Origin of the sequence: Hyphomicrobium sulfonivorans (assembly GCF_013306565.1) — a bacterium.
Taxonomy (GTDB): domain Bacteria; phylum Pseudomonadota; class Alphaproteobacteria; order Rhizobiales; family Hyphomicrobiaceae; genus Hyphomicrobium_A; species Hyphomicrobium_A sulfonivorans.
In genome coordinates this window covers 285,575-303,405 of the sequence record NZ_PZPO01000001.1, presented here as the reverse complement: position 1 = coordinate 303,405, position 17,831 = coordinate 285,575, and the positions used below count along the sequence as shown (strand labels likewise).

Here is a 17,831-nt window from a genome sequence, read left to right as displayed (position 1 = left end):
CTCCTCTTATTACTTCGCGTTCCCCTCGACTCTTCCCCTCCCGTTAGCTTCCAGCGGATCGGACTTGCGTCCTTCCCCCCGCGTTAAATCCGCAGTCCGCTACGAAGAACAAAAAGGCCGGAGCATTTCTGCTCTGGCCTTTTTGTTTTTATGCGATGGGCGCTTTTCGGCGAGGTAACGCCCGGCGCAATTGTGCGCGCCGAGCTTTCGCGCCGTGTGCCGTCATTCGCCGCCGAGCTTGCGCTGCCACCAGCCCTTGCGTGCAGGGGCTGTGGGTGCGGCTTCCTCGGTGACGACTTCGACATCGCTCGACTGGCTGATCACGACACGCTCAAGACGCGGCTCGCCAGTGACATTGGATCGACGCGGCGATGCAGCCGGCTCGACCACCGCTTCAGCAGCGGGCGCAGAGGCGTGTTCGACATCGGCCGCGCCATTGCTGACGGTGGCAAGAGCCGGGGCACGTTCTGTGTCGCTATTGGCAGCGGCAGATTCGCTGTCGCTGGCAGCGTCCTTATCGGCATCGGCATCGGCCTCAGCCTCAGCGGCAGCTTTAGCGGCGGAGCGGGAAGCCCGTGAACGGCGCGGAGCCGGCGTGCTTTCCTTCTCTTCAGTCGCGTTGTCAGCCTCAGCTGCAGCCGTTGGCGTGGCTGCGTCAGACGATGGCTCGACGCTGCGATCAGCTTCAGCAGATGAAGCCGCGCTCTCGACAGTTGCTTCACTGTGCTGCGCGGGAGCAGCCTCAGCTACGACATCGGCTGCACGCTCGCTGACGCGCTCCGATGCGGTTTCGACACCGGCAACGTCGGCATGGTCATGCCGGTGGCCGGCGTCATCACCGTTGTCGCCAACGTAATCAGAGCCGTCGCCGACAGTCGTGTAATAGTCGGGCTGATCCGCGCTCACCGCGTAATCTTGCGGCCCATGATCGTCCGAAGCCTCGCCCTCAACGCGCTGAGCGTTGCGCTCACGACCACGCCGACCGCCCCTCCGGCCACGGCGCCGCCGACGGCCTCCCGAACGCTCGGAGCCGCCTTCGCCGTCGCCATTGCTGGCGTGCGCTTCGTCGTGATGTTCCGCGCTATCGCCGCCTTCCGACGCATATGCATCTTCCAGTCCGTCGAATTCCTGCGGAGCGTCGTCATGCTCATGCTCGGCGTTGTAATCGCCATTGTCGCTGGCGCTGTCGGCGGCATAGCCATTGCCGTTCTCGCGCTCGCCACGGCGTCCACCGCGACGGCGACGACGGCGGCGACGCGAGCCGCCCTCTTCCGACGAACCGTTGCGGTCGTGCTCACGCTCGCTATGGCTGTGGCTGTGACCTTGCGACGACTGGCTGTGGCTGTGCCCGTTCGCCTCGCGGCCTTCATAGACGCCGCCTTCGTCTTCGCTTTCGAAGCCGGTTTCCATGTTGACGACATTGCGTTCAGCACGGCGCGGCGCCTGCACCGGAGCGGCACCCTTTTCGATCGTGAAGTTGGCGCCGGCCAGCTTGTCAGAGCCCGTCACCATGATCGGCAGGCCCAGACGGGCTTCCATGTCGATGATGAATGGACGCTTGTTGTTGAGAATATAGAGCGCGACGCTGGGGGTGGTGGTCGCGATCAGTGAGGTGCGAGCCCCGGCCATGATCGCGTCTTCAAGCCCGCGCAGAACCGCCAGCGCAACGCTTTCGGTGGAGCGGATGATGCCGGTGCCCTGGCAGTGTGGGCACTGCGAGGTCGAGCCTTCCAGCACGCCGGTGCGCAACCGCTGGCGCGACATTTCCATCAGGCCGAAGTGGCTGATGTGGCCAACCTGAATGCGGGCACGGTCGAAGCGCAGCGCTTCCTTCAACCGGCGTTCGACCGCACGGTTGTTGCGCTTCTCCTCCATGTCGATGAAGTCGATGACGATGAGGCCCGCGAGATCGCGCAGCTTGAGCTGACGGGCAATCTCGTCGGCGGCCTCAAGGTTGGTGTGATAGGCGGTTTCCTCGATCGAGAATTCGCGCGTTGCCTTGCCGGAGTTGACGTCGATGGCCACCAGCGCTTCGGTCTGGTTGATGACCAGATAGCCGCCGGAGCGCAGCGTCACATATGGGCTGAACATCGCGTTGAGCTGACGCTCGATCTGGAAGCGCGTGAACAGCGGTTCCGGCTCCTGATACAGCGTCACGTTCTTGGCATGGCTCGGCATGAGCATGCGCATGAAGTCCTTGGCCTCGTGGTGGGCTTCATCGCCAGCCACGACGACTTCATCGATGTCCTTATTATAGAGATCGCGGATCGAGCGCTTGATGAGGTCGCCTTCCTCGTAGACGAGGTCGGGAGCCTGGCTCTCCAGCGTCAGGTCGCGCACGCTCTCCCACAGGCGCAGCAGGTATTCGAAGTCGCGCTTGATCTCCTGCTTGGTGCGCGCAGCACCGGCAGTGCGGATGATCAGGCCCATGCCTTCCGGCACTTCCAGCTCGGCAGCAATGGCCTTCAGGCGCTTTCTATCCTGCGGCTGGGTGATCTTGCGCGAGATGCCACCACCGCGGGCGGTGTTGGGCATCAGTACGGTGTAACGGCCAGCCAGCGACAGGTAGGTGGTGAGAGCAGCGCCCTTGTTGCCGCGCTCTTCCTTGACGACCTGCACCAGAATGACCTGGCGGCGCTTGATGACTTCCTGGATCTTGTAGCTGCGGGGACGGCGACGCGGGCGCGAGACCAGTTCTTCCAGCGCGTCTTCGCCGGTGGCGACGTGCTCAACCTCAGCGGCGGCGCTATCCTTGCCACTGCGCACGGCGACGGCGGTGCTGTCACCGGCATCGGTGGCGGCTGCGTCACCGGCGGAGGCATCAACCGGTTCTGCGGCAGGCACGTTGGAAAGCACCGAAAAGTCGACATCGACGTAGGTGTTTTCGTTGGCGGCCGAGGAGGTGTTGTCGCCGACGTTTTCAGTCAGGCGATCATCGGCGGTAACGGCCTCAGCCACCGTATAGCTGGCGCGCGGCGCATCGGACCCATCCGCGTCGGCGGCATGGTCGGCGTCGTCATCGTCGGAGTCGTCACCGGCGTGGGGCTCGATATCGATAATATCGACCACCTCGTCGCCATCATCGTGCGAGGCGTCGTCGTCATCGCTGTCATCTGCTCCGGAAGCAGCCTGACGGCGGGCCAGAGCTTCGGCGTGCGCGTCGACAGCCGCTTCCTCAGCAGCTTCCGCGGCGGCTTCTTCATCGAGAAGCGCCTGACGGTCGGCCATGGGGATCTGATAGTAATCCGGATGGATTTCGTTGAAGGCCAGGAAGCCGTGGCGATTACCGCCATATTCCACGAATGCCGCCTGCAGCGACGGCTCAACCCGGGTTACCTTTGCCAGATAGATGTTGCCACGCAGCAGCTTGCGGGCTGCGGATTCGAAGTCGAACTCCTCTACCCGGCCGTTCCGGAGCACCACGACCCGGGTCTCCTCCGGATGCGTGGCATCAATAAGCATCTTGTTGTTGGACATGCTGGGGGTTCCTTGGCGCGCGGGCTGGCCCCTCTGCCGCTTGCAGCCTCAATCCGCTGACTACGAATTGGGTGACGGACGGAGCGGCGCCAATCTGAGGCGCGCTTGATTTTGTTGGTTAGATGAAAAGTTGGGGATGGAGGCGCAGCACACAGCCGTCCGCAGCCGGACAGCGCCGGACGTTCTCCGCGGCGCCGACGGTAGCGCGCAGGAGCCTGCAGTTGGCTGGTACCGAAGTTCAGCATTGCGAAAAAATCTTTCACCATCGAACACGGAAGCGAGCGGTCACGCTGCCGCTGTAAGTTCCCCCATGTCGGAAGGGGTGGCCGGGCGGTACGCCGCCTGCTCCTCTCGCCAGCCTTTCACTGGCGATGTGGCGGAGCGCACGGGCGATGATTGCCGCGGAATCAGGCAGTTTACGTCACGCCGGGCGCAAGCTCGGCCCTGTTGGGCAAAGGCTCCATGATCAAAAAGACCCGGAGCGCAAGCATGCGGGCGCGGGAGCGAACCACTGATCCTAAGCTGCAGAGGCTCCGTCCCATGCGGAGAACGGCGAACCGGCGCGAACGAATTGAGCGGTTGCCCGTCCGACTCGTTCTTGCGGCGCACAAATGTCCAAGCAAGAGCGCCACTGCATCAACGACGTTGAAAGTACGGGTTCGCCGGTAGGCTTGCAAGCGTGTTATAAGTCACGGCGCGCGAGCTTTTCGACCAACCTCATGCAATTTGTAGGAAAATCGGAAAACGTTTGGTTAAAATGATTGCGCAGGGGGCCGCTGACCGGCGGGGGAGGATGCAGCAGCATCTGCAACATAATCATTGGGTTTTGCCGAGGGCGCGGTGGCATCGCGACCTTGAAACCCGCGCTGCGGCCGCTCCTGAACCTTTTTTCCGATTTCGAGGCGCATCCCTCTATGTAACGCGGCTGGTTTTGGCGGCTGTTGTTGTGCTCGCGTTGAATTTAACGGCGAGCCCTGATGCCGATGCCCAGACCGCCAGTGTCCACCGGAAGACCAAGGCCGCGCAGGCCAAGCATGCGGATCTGACCGGGGACCGCAAACAGACGACATTCCGGCTCGGCCTTTCAAACGGCGTGCGGGCCGAGATCTTTACGCTCGCCGATCCTTATCGCGTCGTCGTCGACCTCCCCGAGGTTGCGTTCCATCTGCCTGAAGGTTCAGGCGAAAAGGGCCACGGCCTGATTTCCGCATTCCGGTATGGACTGGTGTCGGAGGGCAAGGCGCGCATCGTCATGGATGCGAATGGCCCGGTTGTCATCAAGCACGCGGCGATGACCCCGAAGGATGGTCAGGCGGTTGAGCTGATCATTGAACTGGTCCCAACTTCGGCGCACGCCTTCGGGGCCGGAACGGGTGCGGGTGCTCAGGCACAGCCGTCACCTTCACCCACACCACCCGTGCCGCAGCGGGAAGTTGCCAAGAGTGCCTCTCCGCCATCGCCGGGATCGGCGGGCGTTGAGAGTGAGCGCGCCCCCAAGGTGACGCGTGCCAAGCCGCTGGTTGTGATCGATGCTGGCCACGGTGGCATCGATCCGGGGACGACAAGCGCCGGCAACGTAAAAGAAAAAACGGTTGTTCTGGCGGTTGCGCTCGCGCTCCGGTCGCAGCTTGCCTCCAGCGGCCGCTACGATGTGCGCATGACGCGCAAAACGGATGTGTTCGTTCCGCTCGATCGTCGGGTGCAGATGTCACGCGAACTGGACGCCGACCTCTTTATATCTCTCCACGCCGATGCCATCGCCCAGAAGGGGCTGGCAAAAAATGTTCGCGGCGCAACGGTTTACACCCTTTCTGAGGATGCCTCGGACGAGGAGGCGCGCCGCATGGCCGAGAAGGAAAACAACTCGGACGCCGTTGCCGGTTTGCAGACGTCAGCGTTTGAGGGCGAAGGGGATGTCCGCAACATTCTGATTGATCTGCTCAAGCGCGAGACTTCCAACTTCTCGGCCGATTTCTCAAACATCCTGGTGAAGCGCATGGGCCAAAGCATCTCGCTTTCCTCCCGTCCGCAGCGCTCGGCCGCATTCAAGGTGCTGCGTCAGGCAGATACACCGTCCGTTCTGGTTGAGCTCGGTTACATGAGCAACCCGAAGGACGAGGAGCTTTTGCAGTCGGCGGCGTGGCAGCGTCGTGTTGCCGCCTCGATTGGTTCGGCCGTTGATGCGTATTTCTCCCGACGTACGGCTACGGCGCGTTGAACCGTCTCAGCGTTATCTATTCTCCGCAGGGCGACGACTTGATGCCACATTCCGTGCTAATGTGCCTTGATCGCAGCGTTCGCCCTCCCGTGTCGAGGTCGCGCAGCAAACAAGCCAGACCCGCCGCCCCTGCACGGATCAACGGACCTAGAGGTTGATGCGCGAGCCGCCCCTATACCCGGACGAACCTATCTATCCGCCCGTCCAATCACCTCGTCGCAGGCAGCAACAGCCGCCGCCTCCGCGTCAGCAGCGTCCGCGTAAGCGGCGCAAGAGCCTGCTGCTGCGTTTTCTGGGCTTCGCATTCGCTGCCGGTGTGGTGGTGTTCCTCTGCGCCGCCGCTGGCGCTGGATACATCCTCTGGAAGACGTCGCAGGATCTGCCCGATTACGAAAGCCTGGCGAAGTACGAACCGCCGGTGATGACGCGTATCCACGCCAACAACGGCTCGCTCATTGCCGAGTACGCCCGCGAGCGGCGCATCTTCGTGCCGATCAACACCATTCCCAAGCGCGTCATCGCGGCGTTCCTGTCCGCTGAAGACAAGCGCTTCTACGAGCACAACGGCATCGACATTCAGGGCATCGGCCGCGCCGTGTTCAAAATCGTCGAGGCCAAGATGAGCGGCAGCGACCGGCGCGCCGAAGGTGGCTCCACGATCACGCAGCAGGTGGCGAAGAACTTCCTGTTGAGTTCGGAACGCTCGATGGAGCGCAAGCTCAAGGAAGCGATCCTCGCTGTCCGCATCGAGAGCGCCTATTCGAAGGACAAGATCCTCGAACTCTATCTCAACGAGATCTATTTCGGCATCGGTGCGTATGGCATCGCGGCAGCCAGCCTCAGCTACTTCAACAAGGAGCTGCACGACCTTTCCATCTCCGAGGTCGCGTATCTTGCAGCGTTGCCGAAGGGCCCGAACAACTATCATCCGTTCCGGCGCGAGAAGCAGGCTTTGATCCGGCGCGACTGGATCATCGGCCAGATGATGGAAAACGGCTATATCACCGCTGAAGAAGCGGCGGAGGAAAAGGCCAAGCCACTCGGCGTCAACCTGCGCCAGACCGGCCCGCACATTTTCGCGGCTGACTTCTTCGCCGAGGAAGTGCGCCGCACGCTGCTGTCGCAGTTCGGTGAAGACAAGCTCTACGGCGGCGGGCTTTCAGTTCGCACCACGCTCGATCCCAGTCTGCAGCAGTTCGCACGCAACGCGCTTGTCGATGGCCTGGTCGCGTTTGACCGCACCACCGGCTGGCGAGGGCCTGTCGAGCAGCTGGACATCAACGGCGATTGGGGCAAAGCGCTGGACGACGTGAAGACCCCGACGGGGCTGCTGCCCTGGCGCCTCGGTGTGGTTCTCAAGATTGAAGGTGGCAAGGCTGTTGTCGGCTTGCGTCCGGAGAAGCAGCAGGACGGATCGCTGGTCGGCAAGCGTGAAGCCGTCGAGCTGACCTTCGAAGAAGTGAAGTGGGCCCGGTCCGCCAAGACGAGAACTGCGCCGAAGACGATCAATGACGTCGTTGCGCTGGGCGATGTGATTTACGTTGCGCCGAAGAACCCTGAAAATCTGGCCGGCGTCTGGACGTTGATGCAGATCCCTCAGGTGGGTGGCGGCATCATCGCGCTCGATCCCAACACCGGCCGCGTGCTCGCCGATGTGGGCGGCTTCTCATTCTCGATCAGCCAGTTCGACCGCGCCATTCAGGCACGTCGTCAGCCCGGTTCTGTGTTCAAGCCATTCGTCTATGCGGCCGCGCTGGACAATGGCTACAAGCCGACGTCGATCATTCTCGATGCGCCGATCGAAATTGAGCAGGGGCCGGGGCAGGACATCTGGCGTCCGGAGAACTACGAGAAATCCCACTCAGCCGGTCCGTCGACGCTACGCTTCGGCATCGAGAAATCGCGCAACCAGATGACGGTGCGTCTGGCGCAGGATCTCGGCATGCCGCTCATCACCGATTACGCCAAGCGGTTCGGCATCTATGACGATCTGCTGCCGGTGCTGTCGATGTCGCTGGGTGCGGGTGAAACCACGCTGCTGCGCCTTGCCACCGCCTATTGTTCGATCGCCAATGGCGGCCATCAGGTGCGCCCCACGCTGATCGATCGCATTCAGGATCGCTGGGGACGCACGGTGTGGCGCCACGATCGGCGCGTCTGTGAGGGCTGCAACTCGGAAGCCTGGAACGGACAGGAAGAGCCGGAGATCTTTGACGACCGGCCGCAGATCATTGATCCGCACACCGCCTATCAGATGACTTCCATTCTCGAAGGCGTCATTCAGCGCGGCACAGCTCAGTCGCTGAAGAAACTGGACCGTCCGCTGGCGGGCAAGACCGGCACCACCAACGAAGAAAAAGACGCCTGGTTCGTCGGCTATTCGCCCGATCTCGTGGTCGGCGTTTTCATCGGTTACGATACGCCAAGGCCGATGGGCAAGGGCAACACCGGCGGCAAGCTGGCGGCGCCCGTATTCGCCGATTTCATCAAGGCCGCACTGGCTGACAAGCCGGCCGCTCCGTTCCGTGTTCCGCCGGGCATCCGGCTGGCGCGCGTCAACCTGCAGACCGGCCTGCGCGCGGGTGCGGAAGATCCCAACAGCTTCATGGAAGCCTTCAAGCCCGACGAAGAGCCGGACGACGCCTATTCCGTCATCGGTTTTTCCGATCAGGGCGGTGGTGGTGCTGGCTATAACCAGACCGGCGGCATCGAAGAGGAATATTACGAGCCCGCGCCGCGTCGGCGTGCGCCCACGTTCGGCTCCGGCGGCGGTCTTTGGTAAAATTGCGTCATGCCGGGCAGTCTGCGCGCAACGAATGATCGCTATGGCCAATTGGCCCGCGCAGTATCGTCCGCGTTTACAGTCTCGTTAGCGGCGACTATATCAAGCCGCACATCCTGAAATCGCACCCATCCCCCGGAGGGCAACTATGCGTGCCGAAGCGCAAAAGCTCGTCGATTCCATCAAGGAGGCTCTTGGCCTTCTGAGGAGGCATCTTTGACTGGGATACTGCCCCGCTACGCCTAGCCGAATTGAACAAGCGCGCCGAAGATCCAAGCATCTGGAACGACCCGAAGTTGGCGCAGAAGATCATGCGCCAGCGCCAGCAGCTTGAGCGTTCGATCGCGATTTATCAGGACATCGAGCGTGGTCTCGACGACGGCGTGACGCTGATCGAACTTGGCGAAGCCGAGGACGATGACGCGACGGTGGCCGAAGGCGAAGCCTCGCTCAAGAAGCTGGCCGCCGATGCCGAGCGGCGCAGCATCGAAGCGCTGTTGTCTGGCGAAGCCGACGGCAACGATAGCTATATCGAAGTGCATGCCGGCGCCGGCGGCACGGAGAGCCAGGACTGGGCCTCCATGCTGGCGCGCATGTATATGCGGTGGGCGGAACAGCGCGGCTACAAGGTTTCAACGCTGGAAGAGAGCCCCGGCGAAGAAGCTGGCATCAAATCCGTGACGATGGAAATCAAGGGCCAGGATGCCTATGGCTGGCTGAAGACGGAATCGGGCGTGCACCGCCTGGTGCGTATATCGCCTTACGATTCCAACGCGCGCCGTCACACCAGCTTCGCGTCGGTGTGGGTGTATCCGGTGGTCGATGACGACATCGACATACAGATCAACGAAAGCGATTGCCGGGTCGATACCTATCGCTCATCGGGTGCCGGTGGTCAGCACGTCAACACCACGGACTCAGCCGTCCGCATCACCCACATTCCGACCGGCATCGCAGTTGCCAGTCAGCAGGAGCGGTCGCAGATCAAGAACCGGGCGATTGCCTGGGGAATGCTGAAGGCGCGCCTTTACGAGCTGGAACTGAAGAAGCGCGAGGACAAGGCCAACGCTGAGGCGGCTTCAAAGACCGAGATCGGCTGGGGCCACCAGATCCGCTCGTATGTTCTGCAGCCCTATCAGCTGGTGAAGGATCTGCGCACCGGCTCGCAGAGCACCGATCCCGATGCGGTTCTCGATGGCGACATCGACCAGTTCATCGAAAGTGCGCTGGCACAGCGGATCAAGGGCGGCGGTCCGGTCGACGTTGCCGACCTCGACTAAGCTTCGCTTTTTTGCACCGGCGGACTCCCTGCGGGGAGCCGGCCGCCAGTGCTGATTGGGGGCTCCGCAAAGCGGAGTCGCCGAGCGCAACAAACAAAGCAAAGCGGCGCGCAGAGGTTCAAAAGCCTCTCGCACCGCGCTTTAAGCTTGCAACTTTTCGGGCTTACTCCGCGGCCGTCATGAAGCGTTCGACGGTGACAGCGAAGTGTCCGCACCAGTCGCGCGAATCAACGCGCGGCCAGACTGCGGGCTCGCCCGCATCCGCCTGAGCCATGGGCGGATTGAACCGGCACAGGCCGGAATCGCGGTTTTTTTGTCTCGTCATCTTGCCTTGCGTGTCGAAAAACTGGCAATTGCCGCATGCGCACGTTGTCATGGGATACCTCCATGCTGCTTACGCAGATTGAAGTGCAGCGGTGCTAGAACGCTGCACGTTAGAGCGATCCAGCATGCTGCGTTCCCACCTGAAGCGGAACATCCGTGTGCGGTTAATAGTGGTTTAGCCTAACGCGGTGCCAAGGAAGCCGACAGCAACTATGAAAACTTCGCACGAACCATCCGAGCTCCGGCATCTTGATCTCATCGAAACGGCAGGCTTTGGCGGCTATTCGCTGATCGACAGCGGTGCGGGGCGCAAGCTGGAGCGGTTTGGTTCGGTGGTGGTTGATCGCCCTGAACCGCAGGCATTGTGGACGCCGCGCGCGCCGGAAAGCCGTTGGCGTAGCGCCAATGCCGTGTTTGCCGGTGATGACGATGAAGACAAAGGACGCTGGCGCATCGACAAGCCGGTGCCGGAAAGCTGGCCGGTGCAGGTCGGTACGGCGACGATGATTTGCCGTCTGGCCAGTTTCCGCCACATGGGGCTTTTCCCCGAGCAAATGCCGCACTGGGAATGGATGCTGGAACGCATCGAGGAGCGCAAGCGCGCGGCGGGTGATGAGCCGGTGCGTGTGCTGAACCTGTTTGCCTACACCGGCGCGGCGTCTCTTATCGCAGCGGCAGCGGGCGCACACGTCACCCATGTCGACGCGTCGAAGAAGGCCATCAGTTGGGCCAAGGAAAATCAGTCTGCGTCGAAGCTCGGCGCGGCGCCGATCCGCTGGATACTGGATGATGCGGCGAAGTTCGTTGCGCGTGAAGTACGGCGCGGCAAAACCTATGACATCATTCTCGTCGATCCGCCGAAGTTTGGGCGTGGGCCTGAAGGCGAGGTGTGGGATCTGTTCACCAGCCTGCCGCCGCTGATGCGCGACTGCGCGGCGCTGCTGGCGCCCGCTGCCTCGCTGGTGCTGACAGTTTACGCCATCCGCGCGTCAACGATTGCGTTCGACCAGCTCTGCCGCGAAGTGCTGGCTGGACGCGGCGGTGCCTTCCAGACGGGCGAGCTTGCAATCCGCGAAGAGGGCGGTGCACCGGATGCGCGAGCGGTGCCGGCGTCGCTGTTCACACGCTGGACTGGCGCTGCCAATGCTTGAACCCAAACCCATTACCAGCCTGCAGAACGATCGCATCAAGGCCATCCGCGCGCTGGAGATGCGTAAGTCGCGCAAGGAAACCGGGCTGTTCGTGGCCGAAGGCACATCGCTGCTGATCACGGCGCGCGACAACGGCTTCACACCGCAGACGCTGGTGTTTCGTTCCGGCAGCGCGGGGTCGGGTGTTGCCAAGGGACTGGTTGCGTGGGCGCTGGCATCCGGCGTCGAGTGCCTTGAAGTTTCGGAAGCGGTGCTCGGCAAGCTGTCCTCGAAGGACAATCCGCAGAACATGCTCAGCGTGTTCCAGCAGCGCTGGCAGCCTCTTCCGAACGCAGTGAAGGTTTCTGATGGCGAAGTGTGGTTGGCGCTGGAAGAAGTGCGCGATCCCGGTAACCTCGGCACCATCATCCGCACCGCAGATGCCGTTGGCGCAGCGGGCATCATGCTGATCGGCAATTGCTGCGATCCCTATTCGCACGAATGCGTGCGCGCGACGATGGGATCGGTGTTTGCTGTGCCGCTGGTGCGCACCGAACGTGCTGCCTTCATCGATTGGCTCGGCGGCTGGCGTGGCGACATCGTCGGCACGCATCTGGAAGGCGCGGAGGATTTCCGCACCGTTTCCTATCGCGCACCGGTTCTGCTGACGATGGGAAGCGAAGGCCCCGGCCTGTCACCGCAGTTGACCGCAGCCTGCACACGCCTCGTCAAAATTCCGATGGCGGGGCAACTCGACTCTCTCAACCTCGCCGTTGCAACCGCCCTCGTTCTATATCAGATCCGCGGCCCCAACCTGAGCCTTTGACATGCGCATTGAATATCACCGTACGCTGATCGCGGACCGTCCGCGCAATGAAGCGTTCCAGAAGGCGCTGGCATCCGTAATCCGCAAGGGCGAAACGACTGTCGCGGACATCGGCACTGGAACCGGCCTGCTGGCGCTGATGGCAGCCAAACTCGGCGCGCGCGATGTCTATCTTTACGAGGTTGCCGAAGTCGGCGCGGTGGCGGAAGCACTGATCGAGGCCAACGGCGCGCAGAACTGTCATCTCATTCCGTGCCATTCCACCGAGATGGTAGATCCACCGCAGGTCGATGTGATCGTCTCGGAAACGCTCGGCAACTACGCGTTGGAAGAGCACATCATCGAGACGCTGGCGGACGCAAAGGCGCGCTTTCTGAAGCCGGGCGGGGTCATGATCCCGCAGCGCATCGTGCAGTACGTCGCGCCGGTGATCGCGCCGCGCATCCAGAACGAGTTCGCTGTGTGGGATGAGACCGGCTTCGATATGTCGATCGCCCGCACCATGAGCCTCAACAACATCTATGTGCGTACGCTGAAGCCGGATGAGCTGCTGGCGGCGCAGGTCTGGGATACCGTCGAGCTTGGCTCCGACGCCGATGGCGCGCGCGCCGGTGAGGTGAGCTGGCAGCTTGCCGACGACGCAACCGTTTATGGCTTCGTCGTCTGGTGGGATGTGGAGCTGGTGCCGGGCATCACGCTTTCAACCGCCCCGGATGCGCCGCCGACGCATTGGGAGCAGCTCTATTTTCCGCTGCTGTCACCGATTGCGGCCAAGAGCGGTGATACGATCCACGCCGTCCTGCAGTCCCATACCTCCCATGAGGAGGGAACGCATGTTGCGTGGGCGGCAATGCATGTCGACGCGAATGGAAAAGAGGTTGCACAGCAATCGCTGAACCTCGACAACGGTTATCTGCCGTAAGTGCAACCCGGCCCGCGGTGCCACGACGTGCGGGGCGGTGTTGATGGAATGAATTCCTGGGGAGGGGTCTCATGCTGGTGATGGTGATCGGGCTGCTGGTGTTTTTCACAGCCCATCTTGTGCCGCTGAATGTAGATCTGAAGAACGGGTTGATCACGCGCTTCGGTAAGCGCGGTTATCATATCGCCTTCGGTCTAATGTCGCTGATCGGTTTGGCGCTGATCGTATTGGGCTTCCACAAGCTGCAGCTCCATCCGGGCAAGAACCCCGTGCTGTGGGATCCGCCGGTTTGGACGCGTCACATCGCACTGGCGCTGATGCTGCCGGCCATGATTGCATTTGTGGCGGCGTTTTTCCGTTCGCACATCAGCGCCGCGCTGAAGCAGCCGCTGCTGGTTGCAATCAAGGCCTGGGCGCTGGCGCATCTTATCGCGAATGGCGATCTGGCCTCGCTGGTGCTGTTCGGCAGCTTCCTGGCCTTCGCAGTCTATGAGCGGATCATCATCAAGCGCCGTAAGCTTACCGGCGTTTTCAGCGGCAGCACCGGACCGTGGAGCAACGACATTCTTGTGGTGGTGATCGGCACGGCGCTCTATGCGGTCATCCTGCTTTATCTGCATCAGATGGTGATCGGCGTCTCGCCGCTGTCGTGAAATTCCATCTGCCCGCTGCCTGCTGGGCTCGCCTGCTAAAAAACGCCGGATGGGGTCACCCATCCGGCGTTTTCATTTGTGCGGTTCAGCTGTATCGGCCACAGTCGTTGTGCGGACGATCCGGCTATCAGTAATAGCGATAGAACGAGCTATCAGCGCGGCTGCGCCACGGTTCTACGACAAACTCCGTACGTTCGCTCGTCTCGCGGCTCAGCGGGAAGTCGGAGATGATAAACGAGGAACCCGGCTTCATCAGCTCAGCCAGCTTCACGCTGACGTCGTGCGGGATCTCAATGCGCTCCAGCGCGTGCGCGGGATCGGTATCGTAGCCGGCGCTGCGAACATACTCTTCGTCAAGATGACGGCGCTTCTTGCGGGTTGAGTAGGCCGGCGTTGACGAGTTCGGACTCATCGTCACCGCGTTCCAGCGCAAGTTGCGATCGCCTTCGGTGAAGTGCGTGGCTGTCAAGACGTGCGTGCCAAGCGGCTGGCCTTCGTCGGCGATCGTGATTGGCGTGTCGATCACTTCGACGAAGCCAAGCTTGGCTGTCAGACGGCCCGTCTTTGCGCTGATGAATACCGACACCGGCATGTCCTTGCGCTGTTCCAGGGCGTCTGCGCCAGCCAGCGCCTTGCGGGCGTCGGCCACAACCGTTTCGGCTTGCTTGGCGTCGTCGGCAGCAATCTTGCGTGCCTTCTCAAGTGCCGCTGCGTCGGCGATGGCCTGCTTCGTCTTAGCCGCCTGTTCCGTTGCTGCCTTCTTGGCGGCTGCTGCCGCGTTGACGGCATCAACCATCTTCTTTTCTTCGGCAAGCTCGTTGGCAGACTGCTTCTCCAGCGCTTCTGCATCCAGTTTGCTGGGGTCAATCTTCGCCAGTCGGGCGGTCAGGGCCTTGAAGCTCTTGGTTTCCTTGGCAGCGGTGGCGGCTGTGGTGCCCACAACCTTGGCTAGGCGCGCATCTTCGGCGCGCGCTGTCTTGATGGCCTCTTTCCCGTCCTGCACAGCCTTAGCGGCAGCGGCAACCTGCTCGTCGGCGGCAGCCTTGGCGTTCTCGGCTTCCATCACGCCCTTGGCGAGGCGGTCACGCTCATTTGAACGGAACGAAGCGGCCATGCCCCGCGTCAGGGTCTGCGAAGCGGTGGCCGCGTTGGCCCGGCTGATCAACAGATCGGAAACGCCGCCGGCTGAAGCCGTCTGCATCGCGTTGCCCGCAGCGTCGTGGGCCACTTCGGCCGGCAGCGGATTGATGAGATCGGGGCTGTTGAACTGCACCGGGGTCAGGTCGTCATTGCTGACGATAACCCGTGCGCCAACCTCAGTGATGTCGAACAGGTTGCGCGCGAAGCTGTACGGCAGTCGGATGCAGCCGTGCGACGCCGGATAGCCCGGCAGTTCGCCCGCGTGGAAAGCGATGCCCGAATTGGTCAGGCGCTGCATGAATGGCATCGGCGCGCCATTGTACAGGTTCGAGAAGTGACGCGGCTTCTTCTCAAGAATTGAGAATACGCCGGTGGGCGTCGGATTGGAGCTTTTACCGCTCGAAATCGGCGATCTGGCGATCTGCTTGCCGTCGTCATAGACGGTCAGCGTCTGGCGGTTCAGCGATACCACGATCACCAGCGGGCCGCTGGGCTTGGGCAGCGCGGCCGTGGGCTTCTCGTTGGTGGGCTCAACGTACTGCCGTGGCGCCCGGCGTACCCGGCGCGGCTGTTTTTGCTGCTGCCAGGGCTGGGCATTGCTCCAGCCGCCCCAGGGATAAAACTGCGCTTCAGCGCGCTCTGGCGTAGCGGCAACGATAAGGCCGCCGACGACGAATGCGGTGGCGGTCGAAAGGCGCAGCCCGCGGGGCCAAACGCTCATGCTGGAAATGGCTAACGTGTGCAAGGGAACCCCCAATGCAGAAATTTGACGTTACTGTCGAATGGTGCCCCAATTTGATGATCTTAAGACTAAGGTTCCGTTAGCAAGCTTATGAATTAGAAGTTTTTTCAAATAACAATCTAAGGCAAACAAGCCCAACCGGCTTGGAAACGGGCCAGATCGACACCAGATGGGCCAGCCTGGTGGTTAAAAGCCGGGTTTGGAGTTGAAGACGGCGAGGCGGGAGTGGTTAGCGACTTGAGCCATCGTCCCTAAATTCAAAGACGGCGATCCTTAAAGGGTGTATTCTCGATAGATGTCCGTACACAGCACCACAAAGCGCCTGCTGGCGCCTGACATTGCAGCGATGAAGCGCCGGGGCGATCCGATCGTCGCCCTCACGGCCTATCACGCGCATACCGCGGCCATCGCCGACAAGCACTGCGATTTCCTGCTTGTTGGTGACAGTCTCGGCATGGTGATGCATGGCTTCGAAACCACTGTGCCGGTGTCGCTCGAGCTGATGATCATGCACGGTCGTGCAGTGGTCCGTGGTGCCCGTCATGCGCTGGTCGTTATCGACATGCCGTTCGGCTCCTATGAGGAAAGCCCGGCGGTGGCGTTCCGTAATTCCGCGCGCGTCATGAAGGAAACCGACTGCGGCGCGGTGAAGATCGAGGGCGGCAAGAGCATGGCGCCGACGATCCGTTATCTCGTCGAGCGCGGCATCCCCGTCATGGCGCACATCGGCCTTACCCCTCAGTCCGTGAATGTGATTGGCGGCTTCAAGGCCCAGGGGCGCACCAAAGAGGAATGGGTCTCGATCGAGGAGGACGCCCGTCAGGTGGCTGAAGCCGGTGCATTTGCCATCGTGCTGGAAGCCATCACCGAGCCGCTGGCCGAGCGGATCACCGCTTCCGTTCCGGTGCCGACCATCGGCATTGGCGCTTCACCCGCGTGCGATGGCCAGATTCTCGTCATGGAAGATATGCTGGGGCTCAGCCCCCGGGTGCCACGTTTCGTCAAGAAGTTCGGCAAGGTGGCCGAGGTGATCGAGGACGCAATCCGCGATTACGCCCACGATGTGCGCACCCGCGCCTTCCCGACGCCGGAACACACCTATTCCATGATCGACGGAACTCCCTCCAAGACCCGGCGCGCGACCACCAAGGATAGCGGAGCAACCGCTGACACTGGCACGCGTACTGCGGATGAGGTCACCGGCGCTGATAGCGGTGGTGGGCTCAAGCGGATGGAGGGCGGGCGTCGGACGACGTCCAAAAGGATTAAAACCCCTTAGCGGAGCTTCCGCAGCGGCCTTGGCGCGCAACTTGATCGGTGTAAGTGCCGACAATGACTTGCGCGGGGGGCTTCGTGGGGTATGTATGCGCCTGTCGACGGCCTTTTTGAGCCGCCCGACGATGAACGTGCCAGATTGCAAGGCTGAAAGAGCGAGCGATGTCACAGCAGGACGATGGTCTCTTCCGCGAGGTCGAAGAGGAATTGAGGCGGGAACGCCTCGAAAAGATCTGGAAGGACTACGGCACCTTTTTCATCGCCGGTGCTGTGGCGATCGTGCTGGGCGTGCTGGGCTACAAGTATTGGGAAAGCCAGCGCATATCGGCGGCCTATGATTCCGGCGCCCGCTATGAAGCCGCGCTGCGCCAGATGGCCGACAAGAAAGACGTCGAGGCTCAGCAGGACTTCGACAAGCTGGCGACCGATGGATCGGGTGGTTATCGCGCACTGGCGCTGCTGCAACTCGCCGGAGCGCAGTATCGCGACGGCAAGCGCGCCGATGCTCTGAAAACATTTGAGCGCCTCGCTACTGACGGTCAGGCTGATTCGGTTCTGCGCGGTTTCGCGACGCTGCAGGCTGCTGGTCTGCGGTTAAATGATGCCGATTTCGCCGAGCTGGAAAACCGCCTCACTCCGCTCATGGCAGAGGGGGCGCCGTGGCGTTACAGCGCCCGTGAGCTGCTGGGCCTGGCGGCATTCCGCGCCGGTAAGTTCACCGACGCCCGTGCGCTGCTGACGCCTCTGTTTGTTGAGCAGGAAGTGCCGGAGAGCATCGCTACCCGGGCGCAGATCATCATGGCTGAGATCGCAGCTGGCGAATTGGCTGCCAGCGGCAAGAAGGCTGACACGGCTGAGCCGGCCGCTCCGGCAGCTGGTGAAAAGGCCGCCGACGAGGCCAAGCCTGCGGCAGTGGCACCGGCTGCGGAAAATGCTGATCAGTCTTCGGCTGCCACGCCAACGCCATCAGAGGGTGCAACATCGCCATCAGAACCGGCCAAAAAAGACTGAGCTGAAGGCCAAGCGGGGGCACATGAGGGACTGGCTACACCGGAGCTGTTG

Annotated in this window: 11 protein-coding genes and 1 pseudogene; 9 read left to right on the top strand and 3 right to left on the bottom strand. The window is 62.0% G+C overall.

The features are described from left to right. Nucleotides 1-222: 222 nt before the first annotated feature. Nucleotides 223-3,477 carry an Rne/Rng family ribonuclease gene (locus C6Y62_RS01340; RefSeq protein WP_173952493.1) on the bottom strand — a complete coding sequence of 1,085 codons (3,255 nt, stop codon included), beginning with the start codon at nt 3,475-3,477 and terminating at the stop codon, nt 223-225. A 931-nt stretch (nt 3,478-4,408) separates the two neighbouring features. Between C6Y62_RS01340 and C6Y62_RS01335 the strand changes: the two genes are divergently transcribed. The 3 genes from C6Y62_RS01335 (at nt 4,409) to prfB (ending at nt 9,757) form a co-directional block, all read left to right on the top strand. Then, nucleotides 4,409-5,695: an N-acetylmuramoyl-L-alanine amidase gene (locus C6Y62_RS01335; RefSeq protein ID WP_173952492.1), complete on the top strand. Its 1,287-nt coding sequence runs from the start codon at nt 4,409-4,411 to the stop codon at nt 5,693-5,695. A 280-nt stretch (nt 5,696-5,975) separates the two neighbouring features. Next, the gene (locus C6Y62_RS01330) at nt 5,976-8,477 is read left to right on the top strand and encodes a penicillin-binding protein 1A (RefSeq protein WP_245281844.1); all 2,502 of its coding nucleotides are present in this window, start codon (nt 5,976-5,978) and stop codon (nt 8,475-8,477) included. A 148-nt stretch (nt 8,478-8,625) separates the two neighbouring features. Beyond that, nucleotides 8,626-9,757, top strand: a protein-coding gene (prfB, locus tag C6Y62_RS01325; protein WP_157066641.1) for a peptide chain release factor 2 whose coding sequence is annotated in 2 segments (ribosomal slippage) — nt 8,626-8,694 and nt 8,696-9,757 — 1,131 coding nt in all. Because the reading frame shifts where the segments join, the coding sequence is not laid out codon by codon here. 163 nt (nt 9,758-9,920) lie between these two features. Here the strand turns inward: prfB and C6Y62_RS01320 are convergent. Further along, a complete protein-coding gene (locus tag C6Y62_RS01320) occupies nt 9,921-10,133 on the bottom strand; it encodes a hypothetical protein (RefSeq protein ID WP_173952491.1) in 213 nt (70 codons plus the stop codon). Nucleotides 10,134-10,293: 160 nt separating this feature from the next. Between C6Y62_RS01320 and C6Y62_RS01315 the strand changes: the two genes are divergently transcribed. The 4 genes from C6Y62_RS01315 (at nt 10,294) to C6Y62_RS01300 (ending at nt 13,612) form a co-directional block, all read left to right on the top strand. Then, nucleotides 10,294-11,232 carry an RsmD family RNA methyltransferase gene (locus C6Y62_RS01315; protein ID WP_173952490.1) on the top strand — a complete coding sequence of 313 codons (939 nt, stop codon included), beginning with the start codon at nt 10,294-10,296 and terminating at the stop codon, nt 11,230-11,232. After that, the gene (locus C6Y62_RS01310) at nt 11,225-12,037 is read left to right on the top strand and encodes a TrmH family RNA methyltransferase (RefSeq protein ID WP_173952489.1); all 813 of its coding nucleotides are present in this window, start codon (nt 11,225-11,227) and stop codon (nt 12,035-12,037) included. The genes C6Y62_RS01315 and C6Y62_RS01310 overlap by 8 nt, the downstream gene beginning before the upstream one ends. A 1-nt stretch (nt 12,038) precedes the next feature. After that, a complete protein-coding gene (locus C6Y62_RS01305; RefSeq protein ID WP_173952488.1) occupies nt 12,039-12,959 on the top strand; it encodes a 50S ribosomal protein L11 methyltransferase in 921 nt (306 codons plus the stop codon). 71 nt (nt 12,960-13,030) lie between these two features. Continuing rightward, nucleotides 13,031-13,612, top strand: a complete 582-nt coding sequence (locus C6Y62_RS01300; protein ID WP_173952487.1) for an NnrU family protein — start codon at nt 13,031-13,033, stop codon at nt 13,610-13,612. Between the two features lie 127 nt (nt 13,613-13,739). Here the strand turns inward: C6Y62_RS01300 and C6Y62_RS01295 are convergent, their stop codons facing one another. Continuing rightward, nucleotides 13,740-15,473: a L,D-transpeptidase family protein gene (locus tag C6Y62_RS01295; protein ID WP_173952486.1), complete on the bottom strand. Its 1,734-nt coding sequence runs from the start codon at nt 15,471-15,473 to the stop codon at nt 13,740-13,742. A gap of 316 nt (nt 15,474-15,789) precedes the next feature. Here C6Y62_RS01295 and panB point away from each other — a divergent pair. Together panB and C6Y62_RS01285 are read left to right on the top strand one after the other, a co-directional pair. After that, a pseudogene (panB, locus tag C6Y62_RS01290) lies at nt 15,790-16,602 on the top strand (3-methyl-2-oxobutanoate hydroxymethyltransferase); the annotation flags it as partial. A 329-nt stretch (nt 16,603-16,931) separates the two neighbouring features. Next, nucleotides 16,932-17,780 (top strand): tetratricopeptide repeat protein, encoded by an 849-nt coding sequence (locus C6Y62_RS01285; RefSeq protein WP_173952484.1) that lies wholly within the window; start codon nt 16,932-16,934, stop codon nt 17,778-17,780. Nucleotides 17,781-17,831: the final 51 nt, after the last annotated feature.